This window comes from Ezakiella massiliensis (assembly GCF_059862345.1).
In genome coordinates this window covers 373,114-394,666 of record NZ_JCBCEO010000001.1, presented here as the reverse complement: position 1 = coordinate 394,666, position 21,553 = coordinate 373,114, and the positions used below count along the sequence as shown (strand labels likewise).

The 21,553-nt window shown below is 31.5% G+C and carries 18 protein-coding genes; 12 read left to right on the top strand and 6 right to left on the bottom strand.

Annotated elements, in window-relative coordinates; all coding sequences use genetic code 11:
• The first annotated feature begins 4 nt into the window (after positions 1 to 4).
• The 11 genes from AC6FXG_RS01840 to AC6FXG_RS01790 all read left to right on the top strand — a co-directional run bounded on the left by AC6FXG_RS01840 (position 5) and on the right by AC6FXG_RS01790 (position 11,251).
• A complete protein-coding gene (locus tag AC6FXG_RS01840; RefSeq protein WP_500571329.1) occupies positions 5 to 2,329 on the top strand; it encodes an FtsK/SpoIIIE family DNA translocase in 2,325 nt (774 codons plus the stop codon).
• Entirely contained in the window at positions 2,319 to 3,641 is a 1,323-nt protein-coding gene (gene rimO / locus AC6FXG_RS01835; protein ID WP_500571328.1) for a 30S ribosomal protein S12 methylthiotransferase RimO, read from the top strand. Before AC6FXG_RS01840 ends, rimO begins: the two co-directional genes overlap by 11 nt.
• Positions 3,638 to 4,165: a CDP-diacylglycerol--glycerol-3-phosphate 3-phosphatidyltransferase gene (pgsA, locus tag AC6FXG_RS01830; protein ID WP_075573619.1), complete on the top strand. Its 528-nt coding sequence runs from the start codon at positions 3,638 to 3,640 to the stop codon at positions 4,163 to 4,165. Before rimO ends, pgsA begins: the two co-directional genes overlap by 4 nt.
• Positions 4,166 to 4,170: 5 nt before the next feature.
• The gene (locus AC6FXG_RS01825; RefSeq protein WP_500571327.1) at positions 4,171 to 4,641 is read left to right on the top strand and encodes a CinA family protein; all 471 of its coding nucleotides are present in this window, start codon (positions 4,171 to 4,173) and stop codon (positions 4,639 to 4,641) included.
• 4 nt (positions 4,642 to 4,645) lie between these two features.
• Positions 4,646 to 5,677 carry a recombinase RecA gene (recA, locus tag AC6FXG_RS01820; protein WP_500571326.1) on the top strand — a complete coding sequence of 344 codons (1,032 nt, stop codon included), beginning with the start codon at positions 4,646 to 4,648 and terminating at the stop codon, positions 5,675 to 5,677.
• Positions 5,678 to 5,685: 8 nt separating this feature from the next.
• Entirely contained in the window at positions 5,686 to 6,657 is a 972-nt protein-coding gene (locus AC6FXG_RS01815; protein WP_500571325.1) for a metallophosphoesterase family protein, read from the top strand.
• A complete protein-coding gene (locus tag AC6FXG_RS01810) occupies positions 6,650 to 8,101 on the top strand; it encodes an AAA family ATPase (protein WP_500571324.1) in 1,452 nt (483 codons plus the stop codon). Before AC6FXG_RS01815 ends, AC6FXG_RS01810 begins: the two co-directional genes overlap by 8 nt.
• Entirely contained in the window at positions 8,091 to 8,327 is a 237-nt protein-coding gene (locus AC6FXG_RS01805; protein WP_075573623.1) for a hypothetical protein, read from the top strand. The genes AC6FXG_RS01810 and AC6FXG_RS01805 overlap by 11 nt, the downstream gene beginning before the upstream one ends.
• 11 nt (positions 8,328 to 8,338) lie before the next feature.
• Entirely contained in the window at positions 8,339 to 9,019 is a 681-nt protein-coding gene (locus AC6FXG_RS01800; RefSeq protein WP_500571323.1) for an ATPase, read from the top strand.
• A 58-nt stretch (positions 9,020 to 9,077) separates the two neighbouring features.
• Positions 9,078 to 10,619: a ribonuclease Y gene (rny, locus tag AC6FXG_RS01795; RefSeq protein WP_075573625.1), complete on the top strand. Its 1,542-nt coding sequence runs from the start codon at positions 9,078 to 9,080 to the stop codon at positions 10,617 to 10,619.
• A gap of 140 nt (positions 10,620 to 10,759) precedes the next feature.
• Positions 10,760 to 11,251 carry a ferritin gene (locus tag AC6FXG_RS01790; RefSeq protein WP_075573626.1) on the top strand — a complete coding sequence of 164 codons (492 nt, stop codon included), beginning with the start codon at positions 10,760 to 10,762 and terminating at the stop codon, positions 11,249 to 11,251.
• 49 nt (positions 11,252 to 11,300) lie between these two features.
• Here AC6FXG_RS01790 and rbr read toward each other — a convergent pair whose 3' ends face one another.
• Positions 11,301 to 11,891, bottom strand: a complete 591-nt coding sequence (gene rbr, locus AC6FXG_RS01785; protein WP_075573627.1) for a rubrerythrin — start codon at positions 11,889 to 11,891, stop codon at positions 11,301 to 11,303.
• 588 nt (positions 11,892 to 12,479) lie between these two features.
• Between rbr and AC6FXG_RS01780 the strand changes: the two genes are divergently transcribed.
• Positions 12,480 to 13,574, top strand: a complete 1,095-nt coding sequence (locus tag AC6FXG_RS01780; protein ID WP_500571322.1) for a tyrosine recombinase XerC — start codon at positions 12,480 to 12,482, stop codon at positions 13,572 to 13,574.
• Positions 13,575 to 13,618: 44 nt separating this feature from the next.
• Here AC6FXG_RS01780 and AC6FXG_RS01775 read toward each other — a convergent pair whose 3' ends face one another.
• From AC6FXG_RS01775 to miaB, 5 genes are read right to left on the bottom strand one after another with little or no spacing between them, the layout of a single operon-like run.
• Positions 13,619 to 14,875, bottom strand: a complete 1,257-nt coding sequence (locus AC6FXG_RS01775) for a methionine gamma-lyase family protein (RefSeq protein ID WP_500571321.1) — start codon at positions 14,873 to 14,875, stop codon at positions 13,619 to 13,621.
• Positions 14,862 to 15,791 (bottom strand): tRNA (adenosine(37)-N6)-dimethylallyltransferase MiaA, encoded by a 930-nt coding sequence (gene miaA / locus AC6FXG_RS01770; protein WP_500571320.1) that lies wholly within the window; start codon positions 15,789 to 15,791, stop codon positions 14,862 to 14,864. The genes AC6FXG_RS01775 and miaA overlap by 14 nt, the downstream gene beginning before the upstream one ends.
• A complete protein-coding gene (gene mutL, locus AC6FXG_RS01765; protein WP_500571319.1) occupies positions 15,784 to 17,616 on the bottom strand; it encodes a DNA mismatch repair endonuclease MutL in 1,833 nt (610 codons plus the stop codon). Before mutL ends, miaA begins: the two co-directional genes overlap by 8 nt.
• On the bottom strand, positions 17,609 to 20,209 hold the full coding sequence (mutS, locus tag AC6FXG_RS01760; protein WP_500571318.1) for a DNA mismatch repair protein MutS: 2,601 nt from the start codon (positions 20,207 to 20,209) through the stop codon (positions 17,609 to 17,611). Before mutS ends, mutL begins: the two co-directional genes overlap by 8 nt.
• Positions 20,209 to 21,516 carry a tRNA (N6-isopentenyl adenosine(37)-C2)-methylthiotransferase MiaB gene (gene miaB / locus AC6FXG_RS01755; RefSeq protein WP_500571317.1) on the bottom strand — a complete coding sequence of 436 codons (1,308 nt, stop codon included), beginning with the start codon at positions 21,514 to 21,516 and terminating at the stop codon, positions 20,209 to 20,211. Before miaB ends, mutS begins: the two co-directional genes overlap by 1 nt.
• Positions 21,517 to 21,553: the final 37 nt, after the last annotated feature.

Sequence of the window (21,553 nt, the reverse complement as noted above, 5' to 3'; positions counted from 1 at the left end):
TTTAATGGCAACAAGGAGTAAAAACACTAGATCGAGATCTAAAAAACTTAATAACCAACAAAAAATTATTTATCTTGGGATATCTATTTTTTTACTTAGTTTATTTTTAATATTATTCATGCTTATACCGAAAACAGGAATTATTGGTAGGTATGTAAACAATTTTCTAAAAGGAGTATTTGGCTTTATGGGCAGGGTACTTCCTTTTATGCTATTATATTTTTCATTTTGCTTTTTATTTCCAAGCATGAGAAAAAATAGAAGGAAGTATATAGTCCCAACTTTATTTATTTTTTTTGCTTTAATAATTTTATTTGACGTTATTCAAATTAAATACAATGATTTTGGAGATCACTTTAATCAGGCCCTAAAGCTATCAAATGACTTTAAAGGGGGAGGCTGGATTGGTGTCATACTTTCTCACCCGGTAAGGCAAATCGCTGGAGATTTTGGAGCCTATTTGCTATCGACAATACTTGTATTTGTTGCAATATTTTTATCGTTCTCTGTACAAAAGAAAGATGTTATTGATGGTACAGATGTCATAGCTGAAAAAATTGAAAACAAAATTAAGAAATCAGTTAATAATGTTAAAGACAGGGCTAGGATTGTTAAAGATCCAGGAAAAGCTTTAGAACTTGAAAATAACTTTAATGATGATATTGTCTTTAATGAAGAAGAGCCAAGTGTTTCTAAGAATATTGATAAAATTTTAAATATTGATGGAGAAAATACAGCAGTCCAAGACCTTAATTTAGATGTTAATGATGGATCAGAAGAGAAGAAGATTCCAATATATACTAAGACTATTAAAACAAAGGGTCAAGATCCAATTGACCAGTTTTCTGTCTTACCTGAGGATGAGACCAAAGAAGAAAATGCTTATGTATTTCCTCCACTGGAACTTCTATCTTTGCCACAAGGTAAAGCTGCTATAAACAAAGATATTATTGCTAGAAAATCTAAAATTATAGAAGATACATTGGCTAGTTTTGGAATTGAAGTTAGTGTAGAAAGCATTAACAGAGGGCCAACTATTACTTGCTATGAGCTTAAGCCAGCAACAGGTGTTAAAATAAGCAGGATTGTAAACCTTCAAGATGACCTAGCTATGGCATTAGAAAGCAAAGATATCAGAATTGTTGCTCCAATTCCAGGTAAAAACAGAGTTGGAATAGAAACGCCTAATGATGTAAAGGAAACTCTTTTCTTACGTGAAATTTTGGAAACCGATGAATTTATAAACTCTAAAGATGAACTTCCTCTAGTATTAGGTAAGGATATCACTGGTAAAACAATTGTTTCTTCAATATCAGATATGCCACACTTGTTAATTGCAGGTGCAACTGGATCTGGTAAGTCGGTTTGTATAAACTCAATTATTTTAAGCATAATTTATCATTCAACTCCTGAAGAAGTTAAGTTTATTCTAATTGACCCAAAAGTTGTTGAATTAAGCGTATATAATAACATTCCTCATCTATTGATACCTGTTGTTACTGACTCTAGAAAGGCAAGTGTTGCTTTAGATTGGGCAGTAACAGAAATGGAAAGAAGATATGGACTCTTTGCAAAAATGGGAGCTAGAGATTTTAAAGGTTATAATGCAAAGGCCAAGGAAAGTGAAGATGCAGAAGTCCTTAAAAAAATTGTTATAATTATAGATGAATTAGCAGACTTAATGATGGTAAGCGGTAAGGAAGTAGAGGAATCTATAGCTAGACTTGCACAAATGGCTAGAGCTGCTGGCATGCACTTAATTGTTGCCACTCAAAGACCTTCTGTTGATGTTATCACTGGTACTATTAAAGCGAATATTCCATCAAGAATTTCCTTTGCAGTATCATCTCAAATCGACTCGAGAACGATTTTGGATATGGCAGGAGCTGAAAAACTTTTAGGTAGGGGAGACATGCTCTTCCTACCAGGTTCCGCATCAAGTCCGATGAGAATTCAAGGCACATTTGTATCAGATAAGGAAATCGAAAATATCATTGATTTTATTAAAGTTAATAATGACAGTCAAAAATATGATAAAGATGTAGTAGATGAGGTACACAATGCCCCAGATCCAAGCGAATCAGATTTCTTTGACGAATTATTTGAAGATGCTGTAATTTTAGTCGTAAAAGATAATCAGGGTTCAATTTCTTATTTACAAAGAAAATTAAGAATAGGATACTCAAGAGCAGCTAGAATTATAGATCGAATGGAAGAGTTAGGTATAGTTGGTCCTAGTGAAGGCAGCAAGCCAAGAAAAGTTTTGATATCTTTAGATCAAATAGATGAAGTCCTTAATGGAAAGGAAAGTAAAGACGATGATAAATAAAGTTTATTTTCTTACATTGGGATGCTCTAAAAATGATATTGATACAGAATGCATGATTTCTCTTTTGGATAAAAATAAATACGAGCATACCGAAAATTTTGATGAAGCTAATATTGTTATAATTAATACCTGCAGTTTTATATTAGATGCAAAAGAGCAGTCTATTAACTCAATTATTGAGCTTGGAGAATTAAAAAATCAGACCTTTAAATATTTATTAGTTGCTGGCTGTTTGGGACAAAGATATCCGGATCAATTGCTCGATGAGATGGAAGAAATTGATGGGATTATAGGAACTGGTCAGATATCAAATATAAATGAAATTTTAGATTCTACTGTAAATGGTGAACGCAAAGCTTATGTAGGGTCGATAAATGCTCCTTACACCGAAAATGCATCAAGAAATGATTTTAAAGTGACTCAATACATTAAAATTTCAGAAGGCTGTAACAATCATTGTGCTTATTGCGTAATACCATCTCTACGTGGCCGAATGAGGTCTAGATCAATTGAAAACATTTTAAATGAAGCTAGATTTTTAGCTCAAAATGGCGTAAAAGAACTTATATTAATCGCACAAAATACTAGTGAATATGGAACAGATATTTACGGTAAGCCAATGCTCCATGAATTATTATATGAGTTAAATCAAGTAGAAGCTCTTCATTGGATTAGAATTTTATATATGTATCCAGAAGGCTTTTATGATGAATTAATAGATTCAATAGCTAAATGTGACAAGGTCGTTAAATATGTTGATATGCCTTTGCAGCATATATCTGACGATGTTTTAAAAGCAATGAATCGCCATACTGATAAGAAAAGTATCTGTGATTTGATTATTAAGTTAAGAGAGCGGATACCGAATATTGTTATCAGATCTACATTTATTGTTGGCTTTTATAACGAGACCAGAGAAGAGTTTGAAGAATTAAAAGAGTTTATTGAAGAGTATAAGCTTGATAGAATAGGTGCATTTTGTTATTCCTTAGAAGAGGGAACAAGGGCTTACAAATATGGTGACAAGATCAGTGAAGATGATAAGCTATTAAGACAAAAAGAGCTTATGCTTCTACAGGCTGAAATTTCTGAAAGAAAACTTTCTGAGAAAGTTGGTTTAACTTTTAATTGTTTGATTGAAGATGAAACAAAGGATGCTTATATAGGCAGAACTTATATGGATGCACCCGGTATTGATGGTTTAATATATATAAATAAAGATAAAGCTCTGAATATTGGCGAGTTTTATGATATAATTATTACTGGTAACGATAGTTACGATTTATATGGAAAGTTGGTGTTGAAAAAATGAATTTACCAAATAAGATCACAATAGCTAGGATGTTCTTAGTACCTGTTCTAATCGTCTTATATTATATGTATCCAAATACTTATGCCCCTGCAATAATTTTTATCATTGCATCGCTTACTGATATGCTTGATGGATACCTTGCTCGTAAAAACGATCAGATAACAGCTTTTGGTAAATTTATTGATCCACTTGCTGATAAAATACTGGCAATTACTGCTCTTATTCTTTTTTTGGAAAGTGAGATTTTACCTGCTGTGCCAGTTATAATTGTAATTTATAGAGAGTTTGCTGTTAGCGGATTTAGATTAGTGGCTGCCAACAGGGGAGTTACAATCGCTGCAGGAAAAACTGGAAAGATAAAAACAGCCTTACAGTTTATTGGAATTGCAATGATTTTAATTGCTATAGGCGGGGACTTTAATCAACTTCTGAGTATTGGTGTAATTACAATTTATTTAAGTGTTGTAATGACGGTTGTATCTTTTATAGTTTATATTAAAGATAACATTGAGGTTTTAAAATAAATACAATGTATGATTTAGATTTATTATGTAAGGAGATTGTTGATATAGCAATCAAAAAAGAATTGACAATTTCAACTGCAGAGAGTTTTACAGCAGGTCTTATTGCTTCGTCTATAGCCAGAATTCCTGGTGCATCAAATGTTTTATATGGTGGGGCAGTCACATATATGGTGGAAGCCAAGACAATGTTTTTAGGCATACCAAGAGATTATATAGAAACTCATGGAGTTGTAAGTAAAAATGTTGCTAATCAAATGGCTATACAAATCAGAAATAAAACTGCTTCTGACTTTGGCATTGGTACAACTGGATATGCAGGTCCAGATGAAGAAGCGGGTCATGTATTTGTGTCTATAGCAGATGATAAAAAAGTTTATAATTTAGAGATGAATCTTTCTCTTTCAAGAAATATGGTTAGGTTAACTGCAAGTAAGACAGTTTTAGAGAAATTATTAAGTATTATTAGAGAGGTGTAGAGTAATGAACGAAGAAAAACAAAAAGCACTCGACAAGGCATTAGCGGACATAACTAAACAGTTTGGTAAAGGCTCTGTAATGAGACTTGGAGAAAAAAACTCTATGAAAGTCGCCGCTATACCAACTGGTAGCATTGATTTAGATATTGCCTTAGGTATCGGTGGTATTCCTAGAGGTAGAATTATTGAAGTTTATGGCCCTGAATCATCAGGTAAAACAACAGTTAGTTTGCATATGATTGCAGAAGTTCAAAAACTAGGTGGAGTAGCTGCTTTTATTGACGCTGAGCATGCTCTAGACCCTGAATACGCACAAAAATTAGGTGTTGATATCGATAACCTTATAGTATCCCAACCTGACTATGGTGAACAAGCCCTTGAAATAATGGAGTCTCTAGTTAGAAGTGGAGCTGTTGATTTAATCGTAGTCGACTCAGTTGCTGCACTTGTTCCTAAGGTAGAAATAGATGGAGAAATGAGTGACTTACAAATAGGCGCTCATGCTAGACTTATGAGTAAGGCTATGAGAAAATTAGCTGGCGCTATTAACATTTCAAAAACAACTTGTGTATTTATTAACCAAGTTCGTGAAAAAGTTGGCGTTATGTTTGGTAACCCAGAAACAACTACTGGTGGAAGAGCTTTAAAATTCTATTCTTCTGTTAGAATTGAAGTTAGAAGAAAAGAAACTATTAAAGATAAAGATGAATTTATTGGTTCAAGGACAGTTGCTAAAGTTGTTAAGAACAAGGTTGCACCTCCATTTAAAACTGCTGAATTTGATATTATGTACGGCGAAGGAATATCAAAAGCTGGCGATATTTTAACAGTTGCAGTAAAAAATGATCTCATTAAAAAGAGTGGAAGCTGGTTCTCCTATGAAGGGGATAATATTGGTCAAGGAGCTGAAAACGCAAAAGCTTGGCTAAAAGAAAATCCAGAGATAATGAAGCAACTTGATGCACAAATTAGAGCAGCCTATGGCCTTGCTCAAATGGATACTAACCTAAATGAACCAAAAGAAGCTGATCAATAAAATCAAACATGATTAAGCTATTGTATTTTACAGATACACATATTAGATCAAATAATCCGTCTAGCCGTATCGACAATTATCAGGAAACTTTACTAAATAAATTTAGCGAAATTTCTGAGATTGGACACAAAGAAGATGTCGATTTTTATGTCCATGGAGGAGATATTGTCGATAGGCCGGACATACCAATTTTAACTATGAGGGCTTTTAATAAAGTTTTGCTAAGCTTTGAAAAGCCCATTTTTTTGGTTCCCGGAAACCATGATATCTATGCATACAATTTAAATAGCATTAATAGGACTGTATTAGCATTATTAGAAGATTTACATGTAATTAATATTATGATGGGCAAATACCCTGTATTTCTTTCAAAAGATGGTACCTCTTTGGAAATGAACTTTGTTCCATATACTTTTGATCTAGATACTGAAAGTGGGAAAAAATCATATATCATGGACACAAAAAAAGCAGATTTTTCTATTACTTTTGCCCATGGCATGCTTATAGATAAACCTTTTAAAATGATTGACCATACGCTAGTAGAGCAAATCAAAGATACAAAAGCGGATATAACCTTATCTGGCCATTATCATACAGGATTTCCTTTACAAAAAATTGATGGAAAATATTTTTATAATCCAGGCAGCGTTGCTCGTATGTCTGCGTCTAAAGTTGAAATTTCACGCAAACCTAAGGTAGTCATAATTGAACTAGAAAAGGGAAGTGAACCGATAATTAGAGATATATATTTAAAATCTGCTCCAGCAGGTGAAGATGTTCTTGATAGGACTATGCTAGAAAAAGAGAAGTCTGAAAAGATAGAATATCAATCTTTAAAGTCCCTTATTGAAAGTAACGCAAATAGTGAATATGTAAGTGTTAGAAAGATAATTGAAAATGTTGCAAAAGATGAAAACATAGATATCAATGTTAGGAATCATGCTCTAAAGCTAATTGAAGAGGTCGAGTTAAATGTATAGAAAAATTGCACAAATTAAAATTAATAATTTTCAATCGCACGAGAATTCAATTATAAAGCTCGATCCTGGTGTTAATGTAATAGTTGGACGAACAGACTCTGGAAAATCTGCTGTTATTAGAGCACTTAGGTGGGTGTTTTTTAACGAACCTAGGGGCACAGACTTCATTAGAAATGGCACAGATGCAGTATCAGTTGAGTTAACATATGATGATGGTACAATAGTAAGAAGAATAAGAAATAAAAAAGATAATGGTTATGAAATTGAAGTTGATGGCCAAATAGAATATTATTATGGAATCGGATCAGATGTACCAGAAGAAGTTATGAAAATAACAGGAGTTAGAAAGGTAAAATTTTCAGAGAATAATGACCCTATAATGATTAATTTTCAAAATCAACATGATGGTGCATTTATGCTAAATGATAGTCCTGCCCAAAAGGCAAAGTCCATTGGCTATATATCAAATGTTAACATACTTGATGACGCTATTAGGCGGGCAAATCAGAACGAACAACAAGCAAATCAGGCAAAAAAAAGATTTGAAGAAGAGTTGATAACTAACAATAATAAATTAAAAGAATTTGAAAACCTTGATACAGAGATAGCTAATTTTAATTTGTTAAAATCTAAGTTAGAAAATATAAAAGAACTGAGTCAAAAACTTGATAAGTACAATTATTTAAATAACTATATAAATGATGTTGAGAAATCTATTAGTATTGGTGTGGACTATATTAATAAATTTGATAATCTAGATAAGTCTTTAGAAGTTGCAACATTTATTATCGAAAATAACAACAAATTAAAATCTAAAAATGAATTTTTGTTAAAATATAGAAATATTTTGGCCGAAGAAAAAGATTTAGATAATATTATATCTTCCTTAGCCTATATAGATAAATATAAATCGATTTATGAAAAGCTAGTATTTACAATCAATAAACACTCCGGCAAAACGATTTTATTAACTAAACTGTTAGAAAATATTAAACAAATAGGATTATCGAATGATATTATTACAAAAACATCAGGAATAGAAACCATAAAAAGTAATATTTTAAATATTACAGAGTTAAAAAATAAATATTACTTATATAAAGATCAAGATAAAAAAATGAATCTATATAATAATGAAGAAAAAACGATTTTGAGAGAAATTGAGTCTTCAGATATAGATTATATTAAGAGTCTTTATGGGAATGCTGATAAACTTAAGGATAATTCTAATATGCTAAAAAATTTATATGAACAATTACTAGACAATAATAAAGAATATTCAATTCTTGAAGAAGACCTAAATGCTACAAATTTAGGTATAGAAGAGAAGGTCAATAAGTATATTGAACTTATATCCTTGTACAAAAAATGTCCTTTATGCGGATCAGATATTGATAATAAACATTTAGAAAATATAAAAAAGGAGTTTTATTATGAAATATGATGAGGAATTATTAGAAATTAAAAACCAACTAGAGAGAGCTCAGTCAAAAAGGGATACTGCTTTGGGTAGAATGGAGTCATTAAAAATTCAGAAAGAAAAACTTACGCAAGAAATTATTGATGCTGGATCAACTCCTGAAAGCCTAGAGGATGACATTAAAAGCCTTGAGAGTGAGATTAATAAGCTGATCTTAGAATGCAAAGAACTAATGCCAAAGGATATATAAAGTGATAGATAATGGATGTTTCTACTATTATTAGCTATGTAGATAGCAAATCAGATGAAATAAGCATAAAAAAAGCACAGAGGGATAATTTAATAGAGCAAAATGATTTTCTAAACACTAAAATCTCTGAGCTTGAGGAAGAAATTACATTAAATCAAGCTGCTAGTATCCTAATAAAAACTGCATCAAGAAAGGCCAGAGCACATGCTATTAATACGTGTGAAAACATTGTAACGGCCTGTCTTAGAGATGTATTTATGAATGATATGAAGTTTATAATCAAAGAATTTGAAGACAGGAAAACTCCACAGATTGAGTTTTACTTAACTGATGAAAAAGGAGATGAGTCAAATCTTACTCTTCCAACTGAATCCAGGGGCGGGGGAGTTGTTGATATAGTTGCTCTTGGACTGAGAATTGCTATTAATCAACTTTTATATGGGGAAAATAGTTTTGGCCCACTTGTTTTTGATGAACCAGCCAAATATGTAAGTTTAGATTACATTGGTAATGTAGGCTTGTTTTTAAAACAGTTTTCAAAAGACTTTGACCGGCAAATAATAATGGTCACTCACGATGCTTATTTATCAAATATCGGTGATAGTATATTTACAGTTGATAAAAACAATATGACTTCTGAAATAATAAAGGATTTTAATTCAGATAAAAACGCTTTAATCATTGACAATTGATTAAAAAAGCTATACAATATATATAGAACTTGAAAAATTTAATAGAAAGGAGAGTTTTATGCCGATACCATATTTTATCATATTACTCATCCTTTTTTCGGTAGTTTCTTGTTTCGCAGGTTATTACTTTCGCAAAAGAAATAGCGAAAAATTAATTGGTTCTGCGGAAGAATATTCAGAAAAATTAATTGAAGACGCAAAAAAAGAAAGCGAATCCATTCAAAAGGAAATGGTGCTTTCAGCTAAAGAAGAAATTCAGAAATCAAGAGAAGAATTGGATCAAGAAATCAAGGATAGAAGATCTGAAGTCGCTGTAACAGAAAAGAGACTTATTAAAAGAGAAGAAAACCTTGATAAAAAATATGATTCGTTATCGAAAAAAGAGGAAAAGTTAAATAACAAACTTAAAGAAGCAGATGAAAAAAATCTGCAGGCAGAAAATTTAGTACAAAAACAATCGGATGAACTTGAAAGGGTAGCTGGTTTAAGCAAAGAAGAGGCTAAGGCAGAATTAGTAGACGCATTAGAGAGTTATCTAATCCAAGAAAAAGCTCTTAGGATCAAAAAGATGGATGATGAGATTAAAGAGTATAGTGAAGAAAAATCTAAAGAGATTTTATCCCAAGCTATGCAAAGAATTGCATCTGACTATGTAAGTGAGACTACAGTAACTGTCGTTGACCTTCCAAATGATGATATGAAGGGTAGAATCATCGGAAGAGAAGGCAGAAACATTAGAGCTTTAGAAAGTCTTACAGGAGTTGACTTGATTATTGATGATACTCCAGGTGCAGTAGTTTTATCTAGCTTTGATCCCGTTAGAAGGGAAATTGCCAGAGTTGCTTTAACAAAGCTTGTTCAAGATGGAAGAATCCACCCAGCAAGGATTGAGGATGTTGTCGAAAAATCCAAACAAGAAATCAATAAGGTTATTGTTGAAGAAGGGAATAGAGCAACACTTGAAACCAATGTTCACGGTATAAATCCAGAGCTTCAAAAGTATTTAGGTAGATTAAAATACCGCACAAGCTACGGGCAAAATGTTCTTGAACACTCCATCGAAGTTGCTAATTTAGCTTATCTAATTGCTCAAGAAATCGGAGCTAATACTAAGATAGCTAGAAGAGGTGGTTTGCTTCACGACGTAGGTAAATCAGTCGATAGAGAACTTGAAGGAACTCACGTAGAACTAGGTGTAAGCTTGGCTAAACGCTACAAAGAATCAAAAGAAGTAATTCATTGTATTGAAGCTCACCACTTTGATGTTGAGCCTCAAACAGTAGAAGCTTTTATAGTTCAAGTAGCAGATGCTATTTCAGCAGCTAGACCTGGAGCTAGGAGAGAAACCCTTGATAGCTATGTTAAACGCTTAGAAAAGCTCGAAGAAATTGCAAATTCATTTGATGGAATTGAATCAAGTTTTGCAATTCAAGCTGGAAGAGAAGTTCGAATTTTAGTAAAACCTGATCAAGTAACCGATGATATGATGACTGTAATGGCCCACGATATTGCAAAGAGGATTGAAGATGAAATGCAATATCCAGGACAAATTAAAGTCAACGTTATTAAAGAAGTTAGAAAATCAGATCTTGCAAAATAATTTAAACCTGTGTTTAATTACACAGGTTTTTTATTTTTCAAAAATTGATGTTATATTCTTTACTTAATGGGGTATATTAAATTATGTGATGATAATAAATGTATCATTACATAAGATACAATATAAGGAGGATTAGATTAATGAAAGTATCAGACAATGTTGTAAAAGCGTTAATTGACCAATATAATTTTGAAATTGAAAGTGGATATGTATACCTAGCAATGGTTCATGATTTAACTGAAAAGAATTGGGCAGGATTTGCTCACTTCATGGATCTTCAAGCTAAGGAAGAATATGAACACGCAGAACGCTTCCAAAAATTCATTGAAAAGATTGATGGAAGAGTTGAATTAAAAGCAATTCCAGAACCTAAGAAAGAATACAAATCAGTGCTAGAAATCTTCAAAACAGCTCTAGAACATGAAAAAGAAGTTACTTCAAGAATTGAAAAGATCTATGAATTAGCTCTTAAAGAAAAAAATTATGTTGTTACTGATTTCTTAAAATGGTTCTTAAGCGAACAAGTAGAAGAAGAAGACACAATGAGAACAATTTGTGACACAATAGAACAACTTGGTGATTCATTTGCTTCACTATACTTATTTGATAAGGAACTTGGCAGCAGAGAATAATTAATGAAATAAAAAAGAAGCCTTAGGGCTTCTTTTTTTGTAGAAAATATTAATAATTTTCAACAAATATTTCAAAATGATCAATAGGGTGATCACAAGCTGGACAAACCTTTGGTGGTTCTGTTCCTTCGTGTAAATAACCGCAGTTATTGCACTTCCAAATATAAACTTCCCCACGTTTAAAGACTTTGCCTTCTTCGATGTTTTCAATTAATTTTCTGTATCTAGCTTCGTGAGCCTTTTCTGCAACTGCTACTGCTTCAAATACCTTTGCAATCTTTTCAAATCCTTCTTCGCGAGCAACTTTAGCATATTCAGGATACATATCAGAATGTTCTTCTAATTCTCCATCTGCAGCTGATTTAAGGTTTTCAAGAGTGTTGCCTAATACTAGTGGAAATTCAGAGTTGTTATCACCAAAATCTAATGTTTGTCCTTGCATTGATTGGGTTAAAAATTTGTAAAATCTCTTACCATGTGCCATTTCATTTTTAGCTGTTTCTAAAAAGATGTTCTGAATTTGAACATAGCCATCTTTCTTTGCTTGAGATGCATAATATTCGTATCTCATTTTTGCTTGACATTCACCAATGAATGATCTAAGTAAATTTTCAGCTGTTTTTGTGCCTTCTAATTTCATTTTTTCCTCCTTATAAATATGTTTGTATATATATTATAACATACACGCCACCTTAATACCATAAAAAATCAAAAATAGGAATAATTATCAATAAAAGCCTGTATTTTTCATATAATATATATTATAGGCGCAAAAACTCTTTAAATGCCTCAAATTTTAATTTCACCTCCAATCTAATGGAATTTTATATGGGATATATAAAAAAGTGCAAAATAAAGGATCTGAGAGCCGATTTTTTTATAGGGTTCTATATTTATTATAAAAAGGGGAGATGCAGGTAGTTATTTATTATTTAATCTAACAATTGTATGCTTATAGCTTTAATAACTAAAAAGTAACTAGTAATGCAGATAAAAAATTTAAATAGAAAAATGAAATTAATTAATAGATTAACATATCATAAAAATTTGACTAATTAAAATTTAAAACTAAGATAATATTAAAAATAAAATTAGATTTGAAAAGAATCATTTTATATAGAATAGGAGAGAAGGCTTGACATAATTATCTAATTTAGTTATAATAATAGATAAATAAATAACCGTACAAAATAACTATTTTGTACGGTTAGGATATAGGGAGGAAAAAATGACCGCTAATAATGATATAATCAAGTCTAGCCAAGAATTTGCTGAAAATAATTCACATGGATCGAATTCTACTAATAATGATAACCATATCAATAATATAGATGATATTATTTTACCAATTATACTTGAAGATTATTTATCATATATATCAACTATGAAAAATCATTCTAAAAATACTGTGCGTGAATATACTTATGATTTAATTTCTTTTTTACGCTTTATGCGCATCCGCAAAGAAAGATTAAAAGATATTCCTTTTGATGAAGTTGATATTTCAAATGTGGATGCTAAGTTATTAAACTCAGTTGATATTAGAGACTTGGATGCATATTTAGCTTTTGCTAGTAATTATGGTAAATCCAAAGCTACAACTAGGTATAGAAAAATCGCTTCCTTAAGATCTTTTTATAAGTACCTACACGAGCGTATTAATGCTATTGATGATAATCCAACATTAAAGCTTGAATATCCAAAGATTGATAGCAGATTGCCTGTATATTTAACTTTAAACGACACTTATAAGCTTCTCCAAACCTGTGAAGACGTCGAGGGTCAAACTGGTAGAGACAAATACCTAAATAAGCGCGATTATGCCATATTAATTCTCTTTTTAAACTGTGGTTTACGACTATCGGAGCTTGTTGCTTTGGATATTGATTGCATTAACGAGGATAATTCTGTTAATATCATTGGTAAAGGCAATAAAGAAAGGCAGGTTTATTTAAATGCCGCAACTCTTGATGCTGTTGAAGAATATCTAAAAATAAGGCCAAATAATGAGCAAACAGCAGATACTAAGGCCCTGTTTATTTCAAACAAGTTCAACCGCCTCAGCAAATCAGCAGTCCAAGAAATGGTTAAAAAACGTGTGCGAATGGCTGGATTAGATGAGGAAAAATATTCTGTTCACAAGCTTAGACACACTGCAGCAACTTTGATGTATAAATATGGTGATGTTGATATACTTACTATTAAAGAAGTTTTGGGCCATTCAAATGTTGCTACAACGCAAATCTACACTCACTTAGATTCTGATATTATAAAACTAGCTACAGAAAAAAATCCTCTGAGTCATTTCGATCCTAAGGAATAAATTTTAATTTAAAAGCTGTGTATAATTAAAATACACAGCTTTTTTTATTTTTTATTAAAACTTTTTAATACATTCATAAGTGCAATTTTAACATGTTCATATGTCAAGCCACCTTGATAATAGCCCGCATATGGCTCTCTCATGGGCGCATCAGCACTTAGTTCAATGCTAGATCCGTCTATAAATGAAGGACTTGCCATAATTACCTGGTCTTCATATCCTGGCATGTCCCATGCTGTTGGAATCGCATGAGAATCAACAGCTCCAGCCTCTTGAATTGAAATTGCAAATTTTTTTAAGAGTTCAGGATCTTTAAAGATAATAGTTTGAACTATATCACTTCTCTCCTCTCCTATTTTTGGAATAATTTCATATCCCCTGTTATAAAATACTCTTTGTATCAGTGTTGCACCTTTAACACTTTGACAAACAATGTGTGGTGCCAAAAACAATCCTTGAAGTGTCAATCTAGTTGTGCCAAATGATAAACCAACTTCTTTACCTATGCCCGGAGCAGTTAATTCATTTGAACATCTGTCAACTAAATCAGCCCTTCCGACAATATAACCACCAGAAAGTGCAATTCCACCACCTGGATTTTTAATAAGTGATCCAGCAACTAAATCTGCCCCTACATCTGAAGGCTCTAGCGTACTAGTAAATTCTCCATAGCAATTATCTACAAATACAATTATATCCTTATTAAAGTCTTTAATTTGCTTGATAATATCTTCTATCTCACTAATTGTAAAAGCAGATCGCAAAGAATAGCCTGTTGATCGTTGAATTGCAATTACTTTTGTATTATCTTTAATCTTTTCTTTAATATTTTCAAAAGACATTTTGTTATTTTCATCTAGCTTTGCAAAATCAATTTCAATTCCATTTTCCATTAGTGAACCTGCAACTTCGCCAGTATAACCAATTGCTTTTTGCATGGTGTCATATGGAATATCAGATGCAAATAAAAGGCTGTCTCCGTGCTTTAGAACCGATTTAAGGCTAAGATATATAGCGTGGGTTCCTGATGCAATGCTGGGCCTTACAAGAGCATCTTCAGTGTGAAAAATATTTCTGTATATGGCTTCAACCTTATCTCTACCAACATCTCCATATCCATAACCTGTTGTTCCCATAAAATCAGAAGATCCAAGATATTCATCTTGCATTGCCTTTAAAACCTTGTATTGATTTTTAAAAGCAATTTCGTCCAGGATTTTAAATTCTTCTTGAATGCTTGCTTCAGCATTATGAATTTCTTCTATTATATCTATATTAAAAATATCATCAATATTTGACATTTATATCCTCCAATATTTCTTTAATTATTTCTTCCTTATCCTTGGCACCAACATCAATAAATTTCGCCTTTTCATCGTTTCTAAACCAGGTTAATTGCCTTTTTGCATAATTTCTTGAATGTTGTTTTATAAGCTTTATAGCCGTATCAAGGTCATAGTCTCCGTTTTTATACTTAACCAATTCTTTATAGCCGATAGCAGTCATAGATTGAGCATCATCTTTAACACCTGATTTCTTTAAAACTTCAAATTCATCCAGTAAGCCATCTTTTAACATGTCATCAACTCTAGTATCAATATCTCTATATAGTTCCACCCTGTCTCTTGTAAGAGCATACAGATACCATTCATACTTACCATTGTCAACACGAAATTGATTTTCTTTATCGGAGTACTTTTCATTTTTACATAAAAAATATTCTAAGGCCCTGATATTTCTTTTGTAATCATTTAGGTGAAGTTTGTTATATGACTCCTCATCAACATGCTTTAGAATATTTCTAATATACTCTATGCCCTTTTCTTCCAACAAATTATTAAGTATATTTCTAATATCTTCATCAGCATTGTTATCGTCAAAATTTAAATTGTAGATAAGCGAGTTAATATATAGACCTGTCCCCCCTACCACTATGGGTATTTTATTTTCAGAATGGAGTTTATCGATAATCTTATAAGCCATTTCTCTATATTCTTTGACCGAAAAATTGTCATTTGCATCTACTATATCAATCATATGGTGTTTAATACCCTGCATTTCCTCTTCAGTAACTTTTGCAGTTCCAATATTAAAACCCTTGTATATTTGCATGCTATCTGCAGAAATTATTTCAGTATCTAGAATTTTTGCAAGTTTAATTGCTAGAGAACTCTTGCCTACTCCTGTTGGGCCGCTTATTAGGATTAATTTATTCATAATAAAACCTCCTAACAAACTCTTCGGCCGGCAGGATTTTAAATATTGCCTGCCCACTTGGAGATGTGTAAGGTTCGTTTGATAATAATAATTTATCTAATATATTTTTCCCTGTAATGTCATTAAAAAATGGCTCTGCATTTGCAGCTATCAAGCTTACTCTATTTATGAGATTAGGTAGGACAAGATTTTTATCCTTTGAGATATCATTAACAATGTCAATTAAATCATCCTCTTTAAAATAATCAGTTAAATAGGATGGAATTCCCCTTAATAAGAAGCTATCCTTACCCATAGCTGTCAGATCAAATCCAAGATCAAGCATTAAATCTAGATTATTATTTATAAATTCGGCATCGCTATAATCAAATTTGTAAATTAAAGGCTCTAAAAAACCCTGTATAGGTACATTTTTTTCACTTATGTCCTTTGTATAGAGATCATAAAAGTTTCTAGATAGTGCATGCTGCAAGTCCATTAATATAATTAAATTATTAGGCCTATTTTCAATTAATAGATATTTTTTAATAATAACACCTATTACTTTGTTAAAGCTGCCAACTTGTTTATCTGGAAATATATTATTTAAGTCTATTATACTATCAGGCTCATAATTTGTTTCATTTTCGTGGACGATTATATTTGGAACAGAAATATTTAGCTCATTTTGTATATAAGGTACGCCTGGGGCCTCCTTATTCTCTAAATCAGATGGCCTAATAACTTTTTCTTCCGTTGGAATATCAATATAAATCTCATCTTCTTTAACCTTGCTTGTATCAAGATTATCTTTTTCATAAATTCTAAACTCTATAGAATCATCATCTTGATTATTAAAGAAAGAAAATTTATTAGACTCATCTAATGAATTAGATATAGTCGATTTTATTTCGCTAATTAAATCTTCATTAAATGTTATCTTTACATATTTTTTGGACGGATGAATATTGACATCGACTTCATTTTTATCTACATCAATGAATAAAAAAAATAAGGGATGCTTAGTATTAGGTATTTTACCAAAATATTGACTTTCAACCGCTTTGGATAGCTCTTCGTTATAGACTATTCTGTTATTTATAAATATCATTTGGTTAGATGTATTGTTAGAATATAAATTGCTATTAGATATATAGCCATTTATGCGGTCTGATTTTACTTCAATTATATCTTTAACAACATTCTTTCCAAAAACTTCAAAGATTGCTTGTTTTAAATCATTGGATCCAGATGTGTTTAATAAAACTCTAGAATTCGACACAAGTTTAAAGGCCACTTGAGGATATCCAATGGCAAAACGTTCTATCAAAGACCTAATACGATTTTCTTCTGTCCTGTCGCTTGCCAACAGGCGTTTTCTAACGGGCATATTGCCAAACAAATCCTCCACAATTAGACTTGTGCCTAGATTTGCAACAGCATTTGTTTTGTTTATAAAGTTTCCGTATTCATATTGAATCCTATATGCTTCCTCTCCTTGGACTTTACTTACAAGGCTTGCTTTTGAAACGCTTGCAATCGAATTTAAAGCTTCTCCTCTGAATCCACAAGAATTAAGGTTGTAGATTTCATCAAAAGAAAGAATCTTTGAAGTGCAATGTTTTTTAAAAGCATAATCCAAATCATCATAGCTTATGCCAATTCCATTATCAGTTACTCTTATATAATCTTTTCCACCAGATTTAATATCTATCAGTATGGAAGTACTCTTAGCATCTATTGAATTTTCTACAGCTTCTTTGATAACGGATTCTGGTCTTTCAATAACCTCACCTGCTGCAATTTTTTCAATTGTATCTTGAGAAAGTTCTCTAATTTTATTCATAGATATCATCCTTTATTTCATACAAAAACTTTAATGCATCTATAGGTGACATTTTATCAGGCACTAGATTTTTAATTTTTTTAATAACCTTTTCTTCATTTTTATTATTGCTTTTAGTTTTGCTTGTAGGTTTTTGTTCATTAGCTAAAAAAGTAAATTGTGCGTACGAATTATCGCTTGCTTTGCTAGTGTTTGCAAAGTTTTCTTGATAGTGTTCGGCAATATCAGTTAGCGAATTAGGTAGTCCAGCTAATTTAGCAACATGAATACCATAGGATTTATTAGTAACCCCTGGCTTTACCTTGCGTAAAAACAAAATCTCGTCATTATTTTCTCTTATATCAAGTGTGAGATTAAATACGTGTGGAAGTTTATCTTCAAGCTCAGATAATTCTTGATAATGAGTAGAAAACATTGTTTTTGCACCAATTTCTTTTACTATATACTCCATAAGAGCAAAAGCAATGGACATGCCATCATAAGTGCTTGTTCCCCTTCCAACTTCATCTAATAATATCAAAGAATCTTTGCTTGCATTGTTTAAAATATTACTTACTTCTGTCATCTCAACCATAAAAGTAGACTTGCCTTGATTTAGGGCATCGCTTGCTCCTATTCTTGTAAAAATATTATCTATTATGCATAAATTAGCACTATCCGCTGGAATAAATGAACCAATTTGTGCCAGGATTTGATTTAAGGCAATCGTCCTCATATAAGTAGATTTACCACTCATGTTTGGACCAGTAATGATTGCATACCTATTTTCCATATCAAAGAAAGCATCATTTGGAATAAAGTCTTCAAGTGATGTATTTAATTCAACTACGGGATGCCTGCATGCTTTTAGTTCTGTAATCCCGCTTGTATTAAAGTTTGGTCTTACATATCCATTCAGCCTGGCTGTCTCTGCTAATGATAAAAGTGCATCCAAACTTGCAAGACTTTCTGCAAGTAATTTTAGTGAAGAAATGCTTGGTATAATGGTAACTAGTATTTGATCATAGAGTTCTTTTTCAAGTTCTAAAGCTTCTTTTGAAGCATTTAAAATCTTGTACTCTATTTCAGACAGGTCATTAGTCATATACCTTTCTACATTTTTTAAGGTTTGAATCCTCCTAAAATAATCGGGAACATTTTCAATTTGTCCTTTTGAAACCTCAATAAAATATCCAGTTACTTTATTGTATTTTACTCTTAAATTCTTTATAGAAGATTCTTCTTTTAGTTTATTTTCATAATCTAAAAGTAAATTTTCTGAATGCCTGGACCTGCTTTTTATTTCATCCAGATTGCTATTATATCCATCTCTTATACAATCTCCATCATTAATAGAGTTTGGAGGCTCATCAACTATTGATGCATCAATTAAATGAAATATGGATTCATTTGGATCGATTTTAATAGTATCAAAAGCCTTAGAGTCAAAAGATGAAATAATTTCTTTAATCCTTGGAACAACACCTAAACTAGTCTTTAAGTTGATTAGGTCTCTTGGACCTGCAATCTTTGCAACTATTTTAGAAACAATTCTTTCAATATCTGAAACATAATCCAGTAAATCTCTGATGTTCTCAGATGTAATTGGATCAGAATAAAAACATTCAACAATATCAAGTCTTGTGTTAATTTGATCTATATCCAACAGTGGTCTTTCAACCATACTTTTTAGCATGCGTGAGCCTTTAGAAGTCACTGTCTTATCTAATACATTTAATAAAGACCCCTTCTTACTGTTATCAAAAATAGTTTTTATTATTTCAAGATTTTTAATGGCAATATCATCTAATCCCATATAAGCATTGATTGAAATCCTTGAAACAGAATTTATATGTCCTAGTTTTGTATTTTTATTTTCAATCAAATATTGAAATAGCATATACATTGAGTTTGTTTCAAAATCATTAAAGCTCTCATAATTTTCTAAGCCAACAATGTCATTAACTAGAGTTTTAAGGTCGTTAAAAGATTTTTTATTATGAGAATTAACAAATATTACATTAAATTTTTCTTTTGAAAGCTTCTCATAAAGCAATTGTTCATTTACTATAATCTCTTTGGGATCAAACTTATTTAATTCGCTATATAAATTTTTAAAATCATCTATTTCAAATTCTTCAAGCATTAGCTCTCCAGTTGAAATATCACAAAAACTTGCTCCAATTTTATCTCCTGCATAAATTGATCCTATAAAATTATTTTCGCTATTATTTAAATATCCATCATCCAAAATTGTGCCTGGAGTAAAAACTTTTACAATTCCTCTATCTACCAGCCCTTTTGAATTTGCAGGATCTTCTAATTGCTCACAAATTGCAACCTTATAGCCTTCAGATATTAAATTTTTTATATACTGAGTTGCAGAATGGTATGGAACACCACACATAGGGGCCCGTTCTTCAAGACCACAGTCTCTACCTGTAAGCGCCAAGCCTAATATCTTTGAAGCAATAATAGCATCATCAAAAAACATCTCATAAAAATCACCCAATCTATAGAAAAGGACCGTATCCATGCATTCTTTTTTAATTTTTGCATACTGTTTCATCATTGGTGTTAAATTATTAATATCAATGTTTTTTAATGAAATCATTATCTTACCTCTTTACCATAACTTGTAAATGTATTTACCTTATCAACCTCAACGGTTAAAATTCTGCCAATATCATCTTTAGAGCCTTCAAAAACAATAGTCCTACCGTACTCGTTTCTGCCTTCTATTGTTGCGTTATCTTCGTTATAACTCTCTACTAAAACCTCATATCTCTTACCCACCGTATCCTCGTGGTTTTTTAACTGTATATCATTCATCAAATCTGTCAACCTGTCAAACCTATCTTTAACAACATCTTTATCCAGTGGTTTTAATCTTGCTGCTGGCGTATTAGGCCTAGGTGAAAATATAAAAGTAAATGCAGAATCATATCTTACCTCTTTAATTATATCCAAGGTCCTCTCAAAATCCTCTTCGGTCTCTGTTGGATATCCAACAATTATATCAGTTGAAAAAGAAATATCTGGCCTTACCTTCTTTGCATAATCTATAATTTTTAAATATTTTTCAGTATCATAGTGCCTATTCATATCTTTTAAGACTTTGTCTGAACCAGATTGAATAGGTAGATGTAGCTGAGGCATTAAATTATCAACTGATGAATAACAATCCAAAAACTCCTCACTTATATCTCTAGGGTGCGGAGTCATAAACCTAATTCTTTTTAAATCTCTAATCTGACCAAGCTCTTTTAATAGTCCGGCAAAATTAGTTCCATCTTTAAATATTTTTCCATAGGAGTTTACATTTTGACCTAAAAGCATAACCTCTTTTACGCCATTGTTAACTAAAAATTTAACTTCATCCACTATATCTTTTTGTAATCTAGAGGTTTCTCTCCCCCTTGTGTACGGAACAATACAGTAAGTGCAAAAATTATTACAACCATAAGTAATATTTACAAAGCTTTTAAATTTAAAAGGTCGAACTGCATTAAAGGTCTTGTCAATATAATCATTCTCTTCTTTTATTTCTACAACAGTTTTTCCAGTATTCAAATATTCCTTAATAAAACTATCAATCTTATCAATATTATTGGTACCAAAAATTATATTAACATTTTTATATTTTTCTAAAATAGTATTTCTAATCTCTTCGGATTGCATCATGCAACCACATACACAGACAATCTTGTTATCAAAATGAGAGTCGCCCTTTAGCCAACCTAAATTACCATAAACCTTGTTTTCAGCATTTTTTCTGATAGCACAAGTATTAAAAATTATTAAATCAGCATCCTTAAGCTCATCTGTACATGAGTATCCCATGTCTTCAAGCTTATGGGCTAAAATTTCTGAGTCATGCTCATTCATTTGACAACCATATGTTTTAATAATATATTTCAAAATATCACCTAACTAAATAAAGCTGCCTATAGATATA